We start from the raw sequence: 17,062 nt of genomic DNA, 5'->3' as shown, positions 1-17,062 counted from the left end.
GCGCTACGTGGAAGTACGTCATTACGTTTCGATGCCAAAAGCCGCGAGGTTTGTAGCGGCGCGATTTATCGCGCGGTGTCGAAATCGGGTGTTTATTTACAGGAGAGGGAACCATGTCACACGCCAGACCTACCGTGATTACCGCTGGTTACAGCTATCCGCTGGGAGCCAATTTTGATGGCGATGGGGTGAACTTCGCCCTGTTCTCTGCGCACGCCGATCGCGTCGAACTTTGCCTGTACGATGCCAGTGGACAGCATGAAATCGCCAGATTTGATCTGCCGGAGTACACCCATGAAGTCTGGCATGGCTATATCCCCGGACTGCAACCGGGCGCGCTGTACGGTTATCGCGTGCACGGTCCGTTTGAGCCGGAAAATGGTCACCGTTTTAACCCGCATAAGCTGCTGCTGGACCCCTACGCCCGCGATCTCTACGGGGATATCGCCTGGAACGAGGCACATTTCGCCTACGATTTACATCACGACGGCGAAGACAAGGACCTGACGTTTGATACTCACGACAGCGCCGCTTTTACGCCAAAATGCCGGGTTATCGATACCAACGAATTCGACTGGCACGACCAAAACCGCCCGAGCATCCCCTGGTCGCAGGCCATCATTTATGAAACCCATGTGAAAGGCTTTACTCAGTTGAACTCCGCCATTCCCATAGCCCTGCGCGGCACCTACGACGGCATGTCGCATAAAGCCTCGGTGGATTATCTCAAAAGCCTTGGGGTCACTTCGGTCGAGTTGTTGCCGGTGCACTGGTTTCCCGATGATCAACATTTACTGGATAAGGGACTGAAAAACTTCTGGGGTTACAACACGCTGAACTTCTTCTCCCCGGCGGCACGCTATTTTGGCCCACGCGGTATTCAGGGATTTCGCGATATGGTGCGCGCGCTGCACGATGCCGGGATCGAGGTGATTCTTGATGTGGTTTACAACCACACCGCAGAAGGCAACGAACTGGGACCCACGTTATCGTTTAAAGGCATCGACAACTATTCCTACTACCGCACCCTGGCGGATCAACATCGCTATTACGTCAATGACACCGGCACCGGTAACACCGTCAACACCTCGCATCCACGGGTGTTACAGATGATTATGGATTCCCTGCGATATTGGGCAGAATCGATGCATATCGATGGTTTTCGCTTTGATCTTGGCACCATTCTCGGTCGTGAACCAGGAGGGTTTGATCCGCGCGGCGGCTTTTTTGATGCCATGACCCAGGACCCGTTGTTAGGGAAACTGAAACTGATCGGTGAACCCTGGGATATCGGACCGGGTGGTTATCAGGTTGGCGCGTTTCCGCCTGGCTGGGCCGAGTGGAACGACAAATATCGCGACACGGTACGTGAATACTGGAAAGGCGACAGTGTCTCCAGCGATTTTGCTGCCCGCTTGCTCGGTTCCGGCGATCTGTACGATCAGCGCGGTCGCCGCCCGTGGGCCAGCATCAACTTTATCACCGCCCATGACGGCTTTACCCTGAATGATCTGGTCTCCTGGAACGAAAAACACAACGAAGCCAACGGCGAAGAGAACAACGACGGTCACAACGACAATCGTTCGTATAATTACGGCGCGGAAGGCCCGACTGATGACGAACAGATCAATGCGGTGCGTGAACGCCAAAAACGCAATTTTCTCGCCACCCTGCTGTTTTCTCACGGCACCCCAATGCTGCTGGCCGGTGACGAGTTTGGTCGCAGCCAGATGGGCAATAATAACGGCTACTGCCAGGACAGCGAAATCTCGTGGGTTCACTGGGATAACCTACCCGCCAGTGCCGATGCGCTGCGCGAATTTACCCGCCAGCTTATCTTACTACGCGCCAGCCAGCCGCTGCTGCACCGCGAGAACTGGCGCGATGGGATGGTGATTGAATGGTTCAATGCGGGTGGCGGCCTGCAACAGTCAGAACACTGGGAGGAAGGCACCACGCTCGGCATGTATATCGGTCGCCCCGATCTGCAAACCACCGAGGGCATCTGGCACGATGTGTTGATGTTGTTTAATCCGTTTGAAGGCAACGTACCCTTCCGCATCCCGCAGTTCGGTGAAGGCGGCTGGGTGCTGGAACTGAGTACCAGCGAGAACTATCAACCTGGATTAGTGATCACCAAAGAGAAGGATTTTGAGCTGGAAGGGCGCAGTCTCGCGCTGTTCAGACGCCCCTAAGTCGCTGCGGAAACACCGTAATCAGCCAGTCAATAAACACCCGCAGCCGCTGCGTTACATGGCGGTTTTGCGGGTAAACCACATGAAACGGATAAGCTGCCGGACGCCAGGGTTTGAGGATCTCCACCAGAACCCCGCGCTGCTGGGCCTCGGCAGTGGCATAGGTGAAGGTCTGGATAATCCCTAGCCCGGCCAACGCCGCCGCCAGATGCGCATTGCTCTCGTTAACACCGATACGATGTTCAGTCTTGATCTCGGTTTTTTCCCCATCACGCATAAATCGAAACGGAAACGGACGCCCGCTTTGCGGTGACAGATAACTAATCAACCGATGGCCGTTTTTTAACTCATCCGGGTAGGCAGGCACACCAAAGGCTTTCAGATAACCGGGTGTGGCGCAGGTAATCATGGTGGCGTCGCCGATATGGCGGGCGATCAACGATGAATCGCTCAGCGGCCCGCCACGAATCACACAATCGACGTTGTCGCTAATCAAATCCACCGCGCGATCCGACACCCCCAGATCAATACGGATATCGGGATAGCGCGCGAGAAAATCGGGCAGCGCGGGGAGCAGCACATCGCGAGCGGTGGAGCCACCCACATCAATGCGCAGATGACCGCGCAGGCGGCTGCTGACCACGTTAAACGAGGCATCGATATCCTCCAGATCGCGCACGATACGCAGCGCTTTTTCGTAGTAATCGCGCCCCTCTGCCGTCACCGTAACGCGTCGCGTGGTGCGTTGCAGCAGACGAATTCCCAGATGCGCTTCCAGCTCCTGCACCAACTTGCTTAAAGTGGCGTTCGGCATGTCGAGCGAATCCGCCGCACGGGTAAAATTGCCCGCTTCCACCACACGGGCGAATGCCCTGATCGCCAGCAGTTGATCCATCGCTTTTACCCTTATTATCCATATGTGTGAATAGTCCTTTTCATTTTACACGATTTATCACTAAACGCGGCAAGGTTACATTGCGTCCATGCACAAAACGACACGTTAAATCATCAATCTGGAGAGACAAACATGAACGCATCACTGAAAGGTAAAATTGCATTAGTCACCGGCGGCACCACCGGTATTGGTCTGGCTTCCGCACAAGCGCTGGCGGCAAGCGGTGCTCAGGTGTTTATTACCGGACGCCGTCAGGCGGAACTGGACGCCGCGGTCGCCAGCATTGGCGCAAACGCGACCGGCATTCGTGCGGATGCAGCGGTGCTGAGCGATCTCGACGCGGTTTATGCACAAATTGCTCACCAGACTGGCCGTCTGGATATTCTGTTCGCCAACGCCGGTGGCGGTGATATGTTGCCGCTGGGGAGCATCACCGAGGAACATTTTGACCGTATCTTCGGCACCAACGTGCGCGGTGTAGTGTTTACCGTGCAAAAGGCGCTGCCGTTGCTGAGTGACAAGGCGTCGGTGATCCTTACCGCCTCCACCACCTCGGTGAAAGGCACCGCTGGCTTCAGCGTGTATAGCGCCAGTAAAGCCGCCGTCCGTAACTTTGCCCGCTCATGGGCGCTGGACGTCAAAGAGCGTGGCATCCGCATCAACGTGGTCAGCCCTGGCCCGATCCGTACCCCGGGTTTAGGTGGACTGGTCAGCGAAGATCAACGTCAGGGCTTATTTGATGCACTGGCCGCGCAAGTGCCGCTGGGCCGTATCGGTGAGCCAGAAGAGATTGGTAAGGTGGTGGCATTCCTTGCTTCCGACGATTCCAGCTTCATTAACGCCACCGAACTGTTTGTTGATGGCGGTATGGCGCAGATTTAGTGATTCAGGCACTTTCCGCGTAGCGGCGTGATTATGCGGTTAAGTATCCGCCGTCTACCGGCAAAATAATCCCGGTGATAAACGACGCCGCCGGACTGCACAGGAAGGTCACCGCCTGTGCCACATCGTCCGGCTGGCCCCAGCGTTTTAGCGGAGTGCGTGACAAAATTGGTTGCGCGCGTTGTGGATCATCCTGCAACGCCTGGGTCAACGCGGTGGCGATCCAACCTGGTGCCACGGCATTCACGCGAATCCCCTGCTCTGCCCAGGCAATCGCCAGCGATTTAGTGAGTTGCATAATCCCTCCCTTGCTGGCGCTGTATCCCGGCACCAGCCCACCACCAAAAAAACTGAGCATTGAAGCGGTATTCACGATACATCCCTTGCTTTGCGCCAGCTTTTCGCGGGCAGCGCGGCAGCAGCGCATGGTTCCGCTGAGGTTAATATCTATCACTTTTTCAAACACCTCCACCTCGTGCTCCATGCCCCGGCTGATGATCCCGGCACAATTCACCAGCAAATCGAGCTGCGGCAACGCGCTTATCAGGTCAATAATTGACTGATTGTCGCGCACATCCAGTTCCTGAATACGGATACGTTCGCTGGCGGGTAACTGATGCTGGTCGCTGCCCACCCCAGCCGCAATCACCTCCGCACCGAGGTGAGAAAGCTGGCTGACAATACCTGCACCGATGCCACTGGTGCCGCCCGTGACCAACGCGGTTTTCCCGGCGAACAACGCCGGATGAAACGTCATCATGCTGCCTCTCCCGACCTAGCGAATAAACTGGTCAACAAAATCACTACCCAGCCCCACCGCTGCATAGTGTTTACGGCACATCTCAATTTTGGTAAAAACGTCTTCAAAACCAATATGTTCGCCCCAGGGATCGACGTAATACATACAGCCGTGCACCTGAAACAAGGTAATCATCTCTTCCACATCCGGGTCGACCACCAGCGTGTGTGTCTCACCCGGCGGTTCGAAAACATAGCCACCTTCAACCGCTTCCCAGTCATGTTCGAGATAGCGCCAGCGACCTTTCAGCACCAAGGCATGCACCGGTGCCGGATGGCGGTGACGGCTTAATACCCCGGACTTGCGCACTTTCAACAAATTCACCCAGTAACCGGCAGAACGGTTGAGACATAACGGGCGAAACCAGACGTTTTCCGCCTGGGGTACCCAGATACGATCGTCGAGTGGCACCGCATTGGGCACCACCAGGTCCGGGACCATTTCCGCGGGTTGACTGAACTGATACGGCATCCGGCGCAGGGTTGCTGCATCGGGTGGATTGTCGTGCTGGCTCATCGCAGACCTCATCAATAATTAACAATTAATTTACCTTGATGTAGACCAGACAGGTGCCGACTGACAACAGACTACCGCCTTAAATGTGGGCAATATCACGAAATCTGACATGTTATATACAAAGCGACATGAAAGATTACTGACGAGCACCAGCGTATGAGATCGTGTTAACTTCGCCATTTGTGATCGATATCTAAACAATAAACCCTGCCTGTTGCTGATTCACCTCTGATGATGTCCATTATTCTGACATGTTAGTTAATCACATTACAGGATATCGCTATGCCATCGCATCAGGTTGTGGGTAAGCAACGTTGGTTTGTTGCATTTGTGTTACTTATAGGCGGTTTTATCAACTATCTCGATCGGGCCAGCCTGGCCGTGGCGGCACCATCGATGATGAGTGACCTGCATCTCACCAATACCGATATTGGCCTGATGGGATCGGTATTTTCCCTGTTTTTTGCCTTTAGCCAGTTTCCGGCGGGCTGGCTGGCGGATCGTTTTGGTCCTCGTAAGGTGTATGCTTCGGCGGCGTCCTTATGGGGACTGTCGACCATGATCACCGGGTTATGCACCAGCCTACCGGCGCTGCTGGGTGCCCGTGCCTTGCTGGGAATGACCGAAGCCCCTGGCTGGCCAACTTCCGCCAAAATCACCTCGATCTGGTTTCCGCGCAAAGAGCGGGCGCTGGCCAGCTCCATCTGGGATGCCTCCTCACGTTGGGGGCTGGCATTTGCGCCACCGCTGCTGGTGTTAATGAGCGTGCATTTTGGCTGGGGGGCGTTGTTTTATCTGGCCGGTAGCCTTGGGGTGATTTTCGGCCTGATCTTCTTCTGTATCTATCGCCACCCCGAACAACATCAAAGACTTGGAGATGCGGAGAAACAGTACATTGTCGCCGGAGGCGGAGGCAGCGTCTCAGCCATTCCCAGTGGCAAACGGGTGAAGTGGCGTGAGCTGTTTCGCTATCAATCGATGTGGGGCATGATGCTCGGCTGGTTCTGCTACATCTGGCTGTTCAACATTTTTGTCACCTTTCTGCCGCTGTATCTGATGAAAACCCAACATCTGTCGTTGAGCAGTATGGGGGTCTACGCCAGTATTCCTTATCTCGCCGGTATTGTCGGTGCAGCACTCGGTGGCTATGCGGTGAAATGGTTGATCGATCAACGCAAAGTGGCAGACCCGCTGCAAGCGAAGAAAGTGGTGATCATGGTGGCAGCCTTGATCAGCGGCGCGACCACCATCGCCGTGCCGTTCTGTGATTCGTTGATCGGCGCACTGAGCATGATGACGGTGGCGATGTTTTTCCTCTCGGCGGTGTCCTGTACCTGCTGGGCGATCCCCGGCGATGTCGCCAGCAATGATATTGTCGGTTCGGTGTGTGGCATCCAGAATTTTGGCGGCTTCTTTGCCGGGGCGCTTTCGCCGCTGGTCACCGGTTATATTGCGGATGTCACCGGTTCTTATGCGCTGGCCTTTATCAGCGGCGGTGTTATCGCGGCCCTGACCGGGTTGTGTTACTGGCTGCTGGTACGTAAACCGATTGAACATCGTGATGTGCCTGTTGCCCGAGACAGCGTTCCTGTCAGCAATCTGTGAATGACCATGCGGGAGAATTTTGACTTTCGTACTGAAAGCGACCCGGCACAACGGGGGCTGATTCGCGCTGGTGCGGGAATTAGGTTGGTGGAAGGTTTGCGGGGATATAGCTAAAAGACGCGTTAATTGCCGTGGCACCAGCCAAATCTTATTTGTCCGGTGGGTAATTCTTGCTATCCCTGAAGGCGAGGAAATCACTCAACTAAAGGGAAATGTATGAAAAAATCACTCGCCGTCATGGCATCATTGCTGTTTATTTCAGGCTCTGCACTCGCCACCACCCCTGCCAGCTGCATCAAGGTTGATCAGCAACAAATCGAAGGTTTATTTGATAAATGGAATGACGCGTTGAAAACCGGTAACGCGAAGTCGGTTTCCGATCTGTATCTGGAAGATGCGGTACTCCTGCCGACGGTATCAAATCGGGTGCGTCTGACTGAAGCAGAACGTATTGATTACTTCGAGCATTTCATGGAAAAAAAACCGGTGGGTAACATCGATAGTCGCACCATTCGTATCGGTTGTAACAAAGCGGTGGATACCGGTACCTATACCTTCGCCTATGCCGATAAGTCTGCGGTATCCGCCCGTTATACCTTTACCTATGCCTGGACGGGTAGCGAGTGGAAAATCTCCACTCACCACTCTTCCGCCATGCCGGAGGGCTAGGTCCGCTGGCTTAACCCATTAACCTCATGCACCAGGCCTGGATGCAGATCCTTAAGCGAGCTGCATCCAAGCTGCGCCAGTGTACGGTCAATTTCGGCAATCATTGCCTGCAACGTGGCATTGACCATAGCCTCCCCTCCCGCTGCCACTGCGTACAGCAGTGGCCGTCCAAGCAATACCGCATTGGCTCCGAGCGCCAACGCTTTCACCACATCGGTGCCACGTCGGAAACCGCTGTCGATCAAGATCGAGAAATCAGGTCCCACCGCCGCGCGTATCGCTGACAGCACCTGCATCGGACTGAATGTGCCATCCAGCTGACGTCCACCATGATTGGACAACACGATGCCATCAAAGCCCAGTTGCCGGGCAATCAGCGCATCCTGTTCGGTCATAATGCCTTTGATATACAGCGGCCCCGACCATAGCTCACGCACCCAGCGCAGGGTTTCCCAGTTGAGAGTGGCGTCCATCTGCTGGGCAAAATAGGTGGCGGCGTTCAGGCCTTGCTGATATTCCGCCGGTAAATAGGGTTTGAGATTGCCAAAGCCCGGCATCCCGGCGGGACGTAGCGTGCGCCATACCCAGCCTGGATGGCTGGCAACATCAGCCAACGCTTTTAACGAGAGTTTTAGCGGCCGCCGGTAATGCGACTTATCACGCTCGCGGTTACCGAAATGTACCGCATCCACCGATACCACCAGCGCGGAACACCCTGCTGCCTGCGCGCGTTCAATCAGGCTGGCGGTGACCTGGCGATCTTTCAACACATACAACTGAAACCAACGTGGCCCCTGGCTCACTGCGGCGCTCTCTTCGAGTGAGGCAGTGGAGACCGTGCTCTGGATATATCCGATGCCCTGTTGCTGCGCAGCACGTGCCAGCATCAAATCGGCCTGGTAACGCAACATGCCATTGTAGCCGGTCGGTGCCACCAGCAACGGCGCTGACAGTTGATCATTGGCAAGTGACATTTGCAGACTCCGCACGCTTGCATCTTTCAACACCGCCGGTTTAAACATCCAACGGGTGAAGACCTCACGATTGTGGCGCAGCGTTTGCTCGTCATCGGCCCCCCCATCAACATAATCAAAGGCAAATCCCGGCAATGTGCGCTGCGCTGCCCGGCGTAAATTTTCCCAGTTAATCACCATATTGGCGAGTTGATCCCTGTTGGTTAGGTGGTTGAGACAGAGTAGATGGGGGACAGCGGTGTTGTCGATACGTTATTTCGGTGCCATCAGGGTGGCGCGAAAAATCGCGCCGCTACGGATCCGCGCAGAGGTCAGAACCGCAACTGCGCCCGGTCATTGTAGAAGCGCCGATAGGCCAGATAAACCGCGATGATGGTGGAGAGGCTGGCGGTGCCGATTAACATAAAGGTCACCATAATTTGGTACTTGATGGCTTTCACCGGATCGATCCCGGCAAAGATTAAACCGGACATCATGCCAGGCAAGCTCACCAACCCTACCGTTTTCGCCGCATCCACCGTGGGGATCATCGCGGCACGAATACTCTCGCGGATTAGCGATGCCGAGGCCAGTTTCACTGATGCACCCAGACTTAACATCTCCAGAATTTTTTGCCGGTTGTCAGCAAAACGCTGGTTCAGATTGCTGTAGCATAACCCCACAGCCACCATGGCGTTCCCGGCAATCATCCCGGAAATCGGGATCACCTGCATTGGCATAAATTCGATCGCGCCACTCAACACCAGAATCATTAACGTCAGCGCCGTACCGCTGGTAATGGCAACAAAAGAAATCACAAAAGCATGATCGATATTACGGCTGCGCTTGCGCGCGTTCGCGGCGGCATTGACGCAGATAAACAGCACCATCAACACCGTCAGCCAGTCATTATTGACGTCAAAAATCGATTTCAATACATAACCAACGATGATCAACTGCACAATCGCGCGGCAGACACTCCAGATGATGTCTTTACTCAGTCCCAACTTCTCTTTCTGGCTAATCAGCAGCGCGATCAACACCAGAACCAGCGCCATAACCAGCGACGAGTTGGTGATATTATGCTGGCTCATGGTGGTTCCTCTCTGGCGCGTGCAGTTTCAGCACGCGTGATGCCTGGCGAATTTCCTCAGCGTCATGGCTAATCCAGATCACCGCTACGTCTTTGTCAGTGACTATTTCGCTGATCAGTCGATGAATCAGATCCTTATTGTCTTCATCGAGGGCGCTGGTGACCTCATCCAGCAGCAACACCTCCGGCAGAAACTGTAAATTGCGCAGCAAACCAACCCGCTGCTTTTCACCACCGGAAAGTTGATCGATTTTTTTATCCAGCGTGTCAGCGGGCAAATTGACTTTTGCCAGGTCGGCCACCAACGCATCGCGGTTGGGTTTCTTGAGTCGCACCTGCCACGGCAACGCCAGATTGTCGTAAACCGTACTGCCAAACAGCACCGGGGTCTGAAAGCAGTACGACACCTTTTGGCGATACACTTCAGCTTTAAGTTGGGTGATATCCTGGTTCTGAAAGCGAATCTGCCCGCTGCTGGGTGCCAGCAACGACGCGACAATCTTCAGCAACGTGCTTTTTCCGCTGCCCGAAGGGCCGGTCAGCAGCAAAAAGTCGCCGGGATTGAGTTGCAGTGATACAGGCGCCAGTAACTCGCGACCTTCCTGAGAAAACGTAACCCCTTGTACATCAAGCAAGGGAAAATCGGTGGCCATAGTCATCCATCCCTAACAATGAGCATTCGCAATGACGGAGCGCCGGTCTCTGACCAGGCGACCCTGCGCATGTTAACAGAAAGGTGATGAGGATAAGCTTAAGGCATGGCCGGAGAGGGTGAATATTGTTTTATTTATGGTTTTGAACACTTCCCTGTTGCTGCATGGTCAGTCTGAAAACCACGATCGCCACCACCACGCCAATCAGCGTGTCCAGCGCTCGGGCGGCGAACAGAGAACTTACCTCGCTAAAATCCCGTCCTCCGGCAGCAATCGTCAGCGCATTGGCGGTGATGAATACCGTGGCTGCGGCGTATTGGAGCACCACGCCGATCTCAATGGCGAACTGCAACACCCCGACCGTCAAGGCGATCCATAAACCTTGTGGATTAAGCGTCAGAATGCTCCACGCCAGCACCAGCCCAACCAGCGTCCCCAACAACCGATTAAAGGCGCGTCGTGAAGTCCCCGGCATACCGTCCGGCTGGTTAAGCACCACCACCACCGCAGCCATCCCCCAGTACGCATGCTCCAGCCCAAGGATGACACCGAACGCCCCCGCAACAAGGGTGCCAAATGCGACCCGTGCCGCCGTGCGTCTGGCGTTTTCTTTGATTACCTTAGCCGCAACCGTTCTCTTGTGGACTTCGGCCGGCTCAAACAGGCATCCCAGCATATGCGCCAGCCACGAGATCGCGCCGCCACACAATACCCATAAGCCGCTGAACCAGGGATCGACGCCACTGCCCACCATGCCAGTGCCACTGGCACACGCCAGGGCAAACATATACGCTCCCGGCGGCCCTATCTGCTGGCGATTGCAGATCAAGGTTGCGAGCGAAGCAATCACGGTAACGGTCACCACGCCGAGCCACGGATAAGGTGCGACGAGAATCCCGAGGGTGACGATAACCGCCAATGTCACCGCAATGATCGCCAGCAAACGCGCACGTTTGCCCCAGGGGAGGCCATCACCGTACAGCGCGGTAAAAGCGCCGATGGTGGCCAGCAGGCCCGACTGAAGATGCCCGGCATAAAAACCTATCACCACCGGCAAACCGCAGCAGAGCCCCGCGCGTATAGCAAAAGGCAGACGTTGCCGCACAGCGGCTGGGATTGATGTTTTCATCCTTTGCTCCGCGAACCCGCGATTCTAACCTGTTGATTAATGGTAGCCCGTTGCACTTTGTCTGCCATGTTAATTTTTTGTTGTTATTCTTGTTACCCGTATCACATAAAGTAAAAAACATAAAACCTGAAACAGATCCCGCAATTGTCTCATCCCGGCCCGCTTCCTATAACTAACCGTCGATTGACCCTTAGCGCTACAAGACAGGCGGGAATCTTTATGCAAACAAGCTTAACGATTAAAGAAAAAATCAGTTACGGGCTGGGTGATATGGCCAGCCACATCGCCATTGATAACGTCATTATTTTTCTCACGTTTTATTACACCGATGTGGTGGGACTGCCGGCGGTATTTGTCGGCACGTTATTTTTGCTGGCGCGTGTCGCCGATGCGGTGATCGACCCGGCGATGGGCATGGTAGCGGATCGTACCCGTTCACGCTGGGGGCGTTTTCGCCCGTGGCTACTGATGCTGGCGGTGCCGTTTGGCGTGAGCTGCATGTTGATTTATGCCGTACCGGAAAGCCTGTCGCTGACCGGAAAAATGATCTACGCGGCAGCAACCTACAGCTTGATGATGCTGATGTACACCGCCATCAATATTCCCTACTGCTCAATGGGCGCGATTATCACCGCCGATGACACCCAGCGTATCTCGTTGCAGTCGTGGCGCTTCTTCCTTGCAACGCTGGGCGGCGCGATGTCCACCTTCCTGATGATCCCGCTGGCGACCTGGCTCGGCGGTGGCAACAAGCTGGAGGGGTATTTCGCTGCGATGTCGATTATGGCGACGCTGGCAACGCTGATGTTTTTTATCTGTTTCCTCAACACGCGCGAGCGTGTTAATGCCCCCGCCAGCCACGGCCACTTTCTGGCTGATCTGCGTGATTTGTTACGTAACGATCAGTGGCGCATCGTGGCACTGCTGGTGTTCTGCAACATCTCATTCGGCGTGGTGCGACTCGGAGCCATGATGTACTACGTCACCTATTTTCTCGGTAACGCCAGCCTGTTTATGTGGCTGCTGGCGGCGCATATCGTCGGTAAAAGCGTCGGTAGCGTGCTGGCAAAACTGCTGACCCTTCACTTAAGTAAAATCACCGCCTTCACCCTCAGCGCCATCGTCACCGGCGTGTTGAGTATCAGCATTGTCTTTCTTCCCACCAACCTCGTGTTGCTGGTGGGTATGACCTTTATCGTCTCCAGCTTCTATCAGGTCACCACCACGCTGATGTGGGTGATGATGTCTGATGTGGTTGACTACGGTGAATATCGTCAGGGTAAACGCCTCGATGGCACCGTGTTCTCCACGCTGCTGGCGGTGCTGAAAATGGGGATGGCGATTAGCGGCGCGATTGTTGGCTGGACTCTTGGTCTGAGCGGTTACGTTGCCCAGGCCGCACATCAACAACCTGCCGCCATGACAGCCATCGTCGCGTTGTTTTCGGTCATTCCCGGCGTGCTGGCGCTGTTGAGTGCGCTGGCGATGCGCGGCTACAAACTCAATGACGCCACCATGCGTATCATCAATCAAAACAAACTTGCGGCACAGCCTGTCACCTCTGGCCCTGGCGTGCTGCAACCACAGGAGTTGTCATGAGCGAATTACGCGCCGAATCCCAGCGTATTATCTGGACCTTTGATCGTCAGACCCTGGTTATCGAACCCTGGGGCGCAAACAGCCTGCGGGTGCGTGCCACCTGCCAGACGGCACTGATCGACAACGATTGGGCTTTATTACCGCCAACGCCTGGTGAGGTCGATATCCAGCGCGAGCCTGAACTGCTGCGCATCCGCAACGGCAATCTCACCGCGACGCTGAATATCCGCGGTCAGTTGGCATTTTACAATCAACGGGGGGAGTTGCTGCTGGAGGAGTTTTGGCGGCAACGCAGCACTGTCGGGATCGGTGCCACCGAGAAGAGCCAGGATAAGTACATCAGCGCGCTGAAACTGGATGCCCGTACCTTCCGCCCCATTCCTGGCGGGAAATATCAACTCAGCGTGCGGTTTGAAGCGCGGTCAGACGAGAAAATCTATGGCATGGGGCAATACCAACAGGATTGCCTGGATCTGAAAGGTTGCACACTGGAACTGGCGCAGCGTAATTCTCAGGCCAGCGTGCCGTTTATGGTGTCCAGCCTTGGCTATGGTCTGCTGTGGCACAACCCGGCGATCGGTGAAGTGACCTTTGGTAAGAACGGCACACGCTGGCAGGCCGAGGTGACTGACCAGATGGATTACTGGATCACCGCGGGCGACACCCCGGCAGAAATCGTGCGCCAGTATGGCCGTGCCACCGGAACCGCGCCAATGATGCCTGGCTTCGCCACCGGTTTCTGGCAATGCAAACTGCGCTATCGCACCCAGCAGGAAGTGCTGGACGTAGCACGCGAGTACCGTCGCCTGCAATTGCCTCTCTCGGTGATTGTTATCGATTTTTTCCACTGGCCGAATCAGGGAACCTGGTGTTTTGATGCCCGTGACTGGCCCGATCCCAAAGCCATGGTACAGGAGCTGAAGGAGATGGGGATTGAAACCATGGTCTCGGTTTGGCCGACAGTGGACAGCCGCAGTGAAAACTATCGGCTGATGAAATCCAAAGGGCTGCTGGTCAACAGCGATCGCGGCGTCTCGGTGAATCTGGATTTTATGGGCAACACCACCTTCTTTGATGCCACCCATCCCGCCGCACGTGAGTTTGTCTGGCAGGAAGTGAAGCACAACTATTATGACCACGGCATTCGCACCTTCTGGCTGGATGAAGCGGAGCCAGAGTATCGCGCTTACGATTTCGATAACTATCGCTATCATCTCGGACCAGTACAGGAAGTGGGCAACATCTACCCGCAACTGTTTGCGCGTGGCTTCTATGAAGGCTTGCAACAGCAGGGCGAAAGCGAAATCGTCAATCTGGTGCGTTGTGCCTGGGCCGGTAGCCAGCGCTACGGCGTACTTGCCTGGTCGGGTGATGTGCATTCCTCCTTCCACGCGCTGCGTAACCAGTTCACGGCCGGGCTGAATATGGCGATGGCCGGGATTCCGTGGTGGACCACCGATATTGGTGGTTTCCAGGGCGGCAACATCCATGATCCGGCGTTTCACGAGTTGCTGATTCGCTGGTTCCAGTGGGCGGTGTTCTGCCCGGTGATGCGTCTGCATGGCTACCGGGAACCGCAGATTGAACCAGCCGAAGCATGGCGTGACGGCATTGCGCAATGCAACAGCGGTTCGCCCAATGAGGTGTGGAGCTACGGCGAGGAGAATTTTGCCTTGATGAAAAGCTGCCTGCTGCAACGTGAACGGCTGCGTCCCTATATTGACGGGCTGATGCGCGAAGCACATGAGCTGGGCGATCCGGTGATGCGACCGTTGTTTTATCACTACCCGCAGCAAGCCGAGAGCTGGCAGGTGGAAGATCAGTATCTGCTGGGACGCGATCTGTTGGTGGCCCCGGTGCTGCACGCCGGTCAGCGTGAACGGGATGTTTGGTTACCGGCGGGCGAGCAGTGGCTCGCGCGCAATGGCGAGTGTTACCAGGGGGGACAGCGTATCACCGTCGCCGCCCCACTGAGTGCCATTCCGGTGTTTTTGCGCGTGGGTGGCAGCGCTGACGTGCTTGACAGCTAATCATTGTACTTCCCGCGCGATAAATCGCGCCGCTACGTCGTAACTCGCAGGTTTCGTAGCGGCGTGATTTATCACGCAGGTTTTTTCGCCAGCTTCGCCAGCACTGCGCGCCAGCTAAACGGCACCACATCCTGGTAATGCAGCTGACGGGCGTTAAGCTGCGCCGGTAAATCCGCCTGTATATGGCGAATAGCCTGGCTGAGTGTGCCATCCAGCCCGACGTCCCGCAGTGTCTTCACCACTTCCTGCATCTCTTCAGCACGCCGAATGCCGTGTTCCGCCACTCGGCTGATCAGATAATCGGGCAGCTCAGCCTGCCATCCCAGCGATGGGAAACTGGCATGCAACGATTCCAGCACCGCGTCTTCCACGCCATAGCGCTGTGCCGCGCCAAGACACTCGGTGGTCAACGCCTCCAGCCCTTTAATCATCACGCTGCGACACATCTTGATGGCGGAAACGGCACCGATTTCTGCGCTGGCAGCACGGGCCTGGCATCCCAACCCACACAGTTGTGCGGCAATCCCTTCAGCCTGCTCACCACCGATTAACAGCGGTGTACCCAGCCGTTTCGGCGGCACCGGTGCCATCACCGCAACATCGAGATAACGCCCGGACCCTTGTGCGATGGCACGTGCCGCCGCGCGCTTGGTCTCCGGTGCCACTGAATTGAAATCCAGCAGCGTCTGGCTCGGCCCTAACAACGGGGCAGTCTGTTCCGCCACCGACAACGCATTGCCCGCCGTCACTAGCGAAAGTACCCACTCCGCCCCGTCCAGGGCCTGCGCAAGGCTGACGGCGGGCTGGACACCTGCTTGTACTGCCAGCGTTTTTAATGTCTCGCCCTCGCCGGTGAGAAATTTTTTGTCCCACACCCTCACCCGCGCACCCTGGCTTGCCAGGTCCTGGGCGTAAATCCGTCCAGCTTCACCGAAGCCGATTATCGCAATCTCAGTCATGGGTATTTCCCTGCCACAGTGAACCGGGCACCGCTACCGCACCAATAAACAGCAACCGGGCGGTACGAATTAAGCCACTCTGAACAACGTTACCTGCCCGATCACACTGCAACATTACGCTGAATTCGCCACTCGGATGCTCCACCGCCAGGCGTTGTTCGCTACCCGCATCCAGCTGCGCGATTCCATCCGTGACTGAACCAGGGATCAGGCAGGCAGTGGCGACACTGACCGCGCCCAGCACCCCGATGGACGCGTGGCAGCGATGGGGAATAAAGGTACGCGTGGAAAGGGTGCCGCCCTGGGTCGGTTCCGCAATCAGCGTCATTTTTGGCACGGTGCGTTGCGCAACATCGCCCAAATTCATGCGCGGTCCGGCCTGCAAACGAATGGATTCCAGCCGCGCTTTGAGTTCGTCATCATTATCCAGATGTTCACGGCTTTCTCGCCCAGTGCGTCCAAGGTCAGCAGCACGCACCACCACCACCGGCATACCATTATCAATACAGGTCACCGCTACGCCATCGAAGCAGTCCTGCGCCTGTCCGGTAGGTAGCAATGCTCCGCAACTGGAACCGGCGATATCGGCAAAATTCAGTACCTGTTGCGCCGCATAACCCGGAACGCCGTCAATACGAACATCGCCCTCATATTCCACCGCACCATCCGGCGTGGGGAGTTGCGCCTCGGCGATCTGCCCGGTATTCACCATAAAGATGCGTACCCGCGTTACCGCCCCCTGAATTGCCACCAGCCCTTTTTCGATAGCAAATGGGGCCACCGCCGCCAGAATGTTGCCGCAATTCTGCCCATAGTCGACCAGCGCTTTGTCGACATTCACCTGAGCAAACAGGTAATCCACATCGGCATCCGCACGGGTTGATGGCGTAATGATCGCCACCTTGCTGGTCAACGGATCGGCACCGCCAATACCATCAATCTGGCGCGCATCGGGTGAACCCATCACCGCCAGCAACACCCGATCACGCAACGCAGGATCAGCGGGCAGATCTTGCGCCAGGAAGCAGGCGGCTTTGGATGTGCCGCCACGCATTAACACACAGGGGATCAGCGTCTGTTTCATC

Annotated in this window: 15 protein-coding genes; 6 read left to right on the top strand and 9 right to left on the bottom strand. The window is 55.9% G+C overall.

Annotated features, from left to right (window positions below; translation table 11 throughout):
* Positions 1-113: 113 nt before the first annotated feature.
* Positions 114-2,195 (top strand): glycogen debranching protein GlgX, encoded by a 2,082-nt coding sequence (glgX, locus tag AC6I8W_RS21295; protein ID WP_497838650.1) that lies wholly within the window; start codon positions 114-116, stop codon positions 2,193-2,195.
* Here glgX and AC6I8W_RS21290 read toward each other — a convergent pair.
* Positions 2,182-3,090: a LysR family transcriptional regulator gene (locus AC6I8W_RS21290; protein WP_497838649.1), complete on the bottom strand. Its 909-nt coding sequence runs from the start codon at positions 3,088-3,090 to the stop codon at positions 2,182-2,184. The genes glgX and AC6I8W_RS21290 overlap by 14 nt on opposite strands.
* Positions 3,091-3,222: 132 nt before the next feature.
* Here AC6I8W_RS21290 and AC6I8W_RS21285 point away from each other — a divergent pair, with 132 nt between their 5' ends.
* Positions 3,223-3,972 carry an SDR family oxidoreductase gene (locus AC6I8W_RS21285; protein WP_497838648.1) on the top strand — a complete coding sequence of 250 codons (750 nt, stop codon included), beginning with the start codon at positions 3,223-3,225 and terminating at the stop codon, positions 3,970-3,972.
* A 31-nt stretch (positions 3,973-4,003) separates the two neighbouring features.
* Here the strand turns inward: AC6I8W_RS21285 and AC6I8W_RS21280 are convergent, their stop codons facing one another.
* Positions 4,004-4,729, bottom strand: a complete 726-nt coding sequence (locus AC6I8W_RS21280) for an SDR family NAD(P)-dependent oxidoreductase (protein ID WP_497838785.1) — start codon at positions 4,727-4,729, stop codon at positions 4,004-4,006.
* An 18-nt stretch (positions 4,730-4,747) separates the two neighbouring features.
* A complete protein-coding gene (locus tag AC6I8W_RS21275) occupies positions 4,748-5,287 on the bottom strand; it encodes a 2,4'-dihydroxyacetophenone dioxygenase family protein (RefSeq protein ID WP_497838647.1) in 540 nt (179 codons plus the stop codon).
* A gap of 282 nt (positions 5,288-5,569) precedes the next feature.
* Here AC6I8W_RS21275 and AC6I8W_RS21270 point away from each other — a divergent pair, with 282 nt between their 5' ends.
* Together AC6I8W_RS21270 and AC6I8W_RS21265 are read left to right on the top strand one after the other, a co-directional pair.
* A complete protein-coding gene (locus tag AC6I8W_RS21270) occupies positions 5,570-6,892 on the top strand; it encodes an MFS transporter (RefSeq protein ID WP_497838646.1) in 1,323 nt (440 codons plus the stop codon).
* Positions 6,893-7,108: 216 nt separating this feature from the next.
* On the top strand, positions 7,109-7,561 hold the full coding sequence (locus AC6I8W_RS21265; protein WP_497838645.1) for an SgcJ/EcaC family oxidoreductase: 453 nt from the start codon (positions 7,109-7,111) through the stop codon (positions 7,559-7,561).
* On the opposite strand, the gene AC6I8W_RS21260 is transcribed toward AC6I8W_RS21265, so the two are convergent.
* The 4 genes from AC6I8W_RS21260 to AC6I8W_RS21245 all read right to left on the bottom strand — a co-directional run bounded on the left by AC6I8W_RS21260 (position 7,558) and on the right by AC6I8W_RS21245 (position 11,389).
* On the bottom strand, positions 7,558-8,715 hold the full coding sequence (locus AC6I8W_RS21260; protein ID WP_497838644.1) for an alpha-hydroxy acid oxidase: 1,158 nt from the start codon (positions 8,713-8,715) through the stop codon (positions 7,558-7,560). The genes AC6I8W_RS21265 and AC6I8W_RS21260 overlap by 4 nt on opposite strands.
* Before the next feature lie 131 nt (positions 8,716-8,846).
* Positions 8,847-9,608, bottom strand: a complete 762-nt coding sequence (gene fetB / locus AC6I8W_RS21255; RefSeq protein ID WP_497838643.1) for an iron efflux ABC transporter permease subunit FetB — start codon at positions 9,606-9,608, stop codon at positions 8,847-8,849.
* Complete coding sequence (gene fetA, locus AC6I8W_RS21250; protein ID WP_497838642.1) at positions 9,595-10,260, bottom strand: iron efflux ABC transporter ATP-binding subunit FetA; 666 nt, start codon at positions 10,258-10,260, stop codon at positions 9,595-9,597. Before fetA ends, fetB begins: the two co-directional genes overlap by 14 nt.
* 130 nt (positions 10,261-10,390) lie before the next feature.
* The gene (locus AC6I8W_RS21245; RefSeq protein ID WP_497838641.1) at positions 10,391-11,389 is read right to left on the bottom strand and encodes an FUSC family protein; all 999 of its coding nucleotides are present in this window, start codon (positions 11,387-11,389) and stop codon (positions 10,391-10,393) included.
* A gap of 219 nt (positions 11,390-11,608) precedes the next feature.
* Between AC6I8W_RS21245 and AC6I8W_RS21240 the strand changes: the two genes are divergently transcribed.
* Both AC6I8W_RS21240 and AC6I8W_RS21235 read left to right on the top strand, forming a co-directional pair.
* Positions 11,609-12,988, top strand: coding sequence for a glycoside-pentoside-hexuronide (GPH):cation symporter (locus tag AC6I8W_RS21240; protein ID WP_497838640.1), 1,380 nt, complete (start codon positions 11,609-11,611; stop codon positions 12,986-12,988).
* The gene (locus AC6I8W_RS21235; protein ID WP_497838639.1) at positions 12,985-15,018 is read left to right on the top strand and encodes a glycoside hydrolase family 31 protein; all 2,034 of its coding nucleotides are present in this window, start codon (positions 12,985-12,987) and stop codon (positions 15,016-15,018) included. The genes AC6I8W_RS21240 and AC6I8W_RS21235 overlap by 4 nt, the downstream gene beginning before the upstream one ends.
* Before the next feature lie 71 nt (positions 15,019-15,089).
* Here the strand turns inward: AC6I8W_RS21235 and AC6I8W_RS21230 are convergent, their stop codons facing one another.
* Positions 15,090-15,977 carry an NAD(P)-dependent oxidoreductase gene (locus AC6I8W_RS21230; RefSeq protein WP_497838638.1) on the bottom strand — a complete coding sequence of 296 codons (888 nt, stop codon included), beginning with the start codon at positions 15,975-15,977 and terminating at the stop codon, positions 15,090-15,092.
* Entirely contained in the window at positions 15,970-17,061 is a 1,092-nt protein-coding gene (locus AC6I8W_RS21225) for a 4-oxalomesaconate tautomerase (RefSeq protein ID WP_497838637.1), read from the bottom strand. The genes AC6I8W_RS21230 and AC6I8W_RS21225 overlap by 8 nt, the downstream gene beginning before the upstream one ends.
* Between the last annotated feature and the right edge of the window lies 1 nt (position 17,062).

It is taken from the genome of Pantoea sp. X-Soil-TKNS-1211, assembly GCF_059730495.1.
The sequence above is the reverse complement of the archived record's forward strand: the minus strand, read 5'-3'. Positions and strand labels throughout refer to the sequence as shown.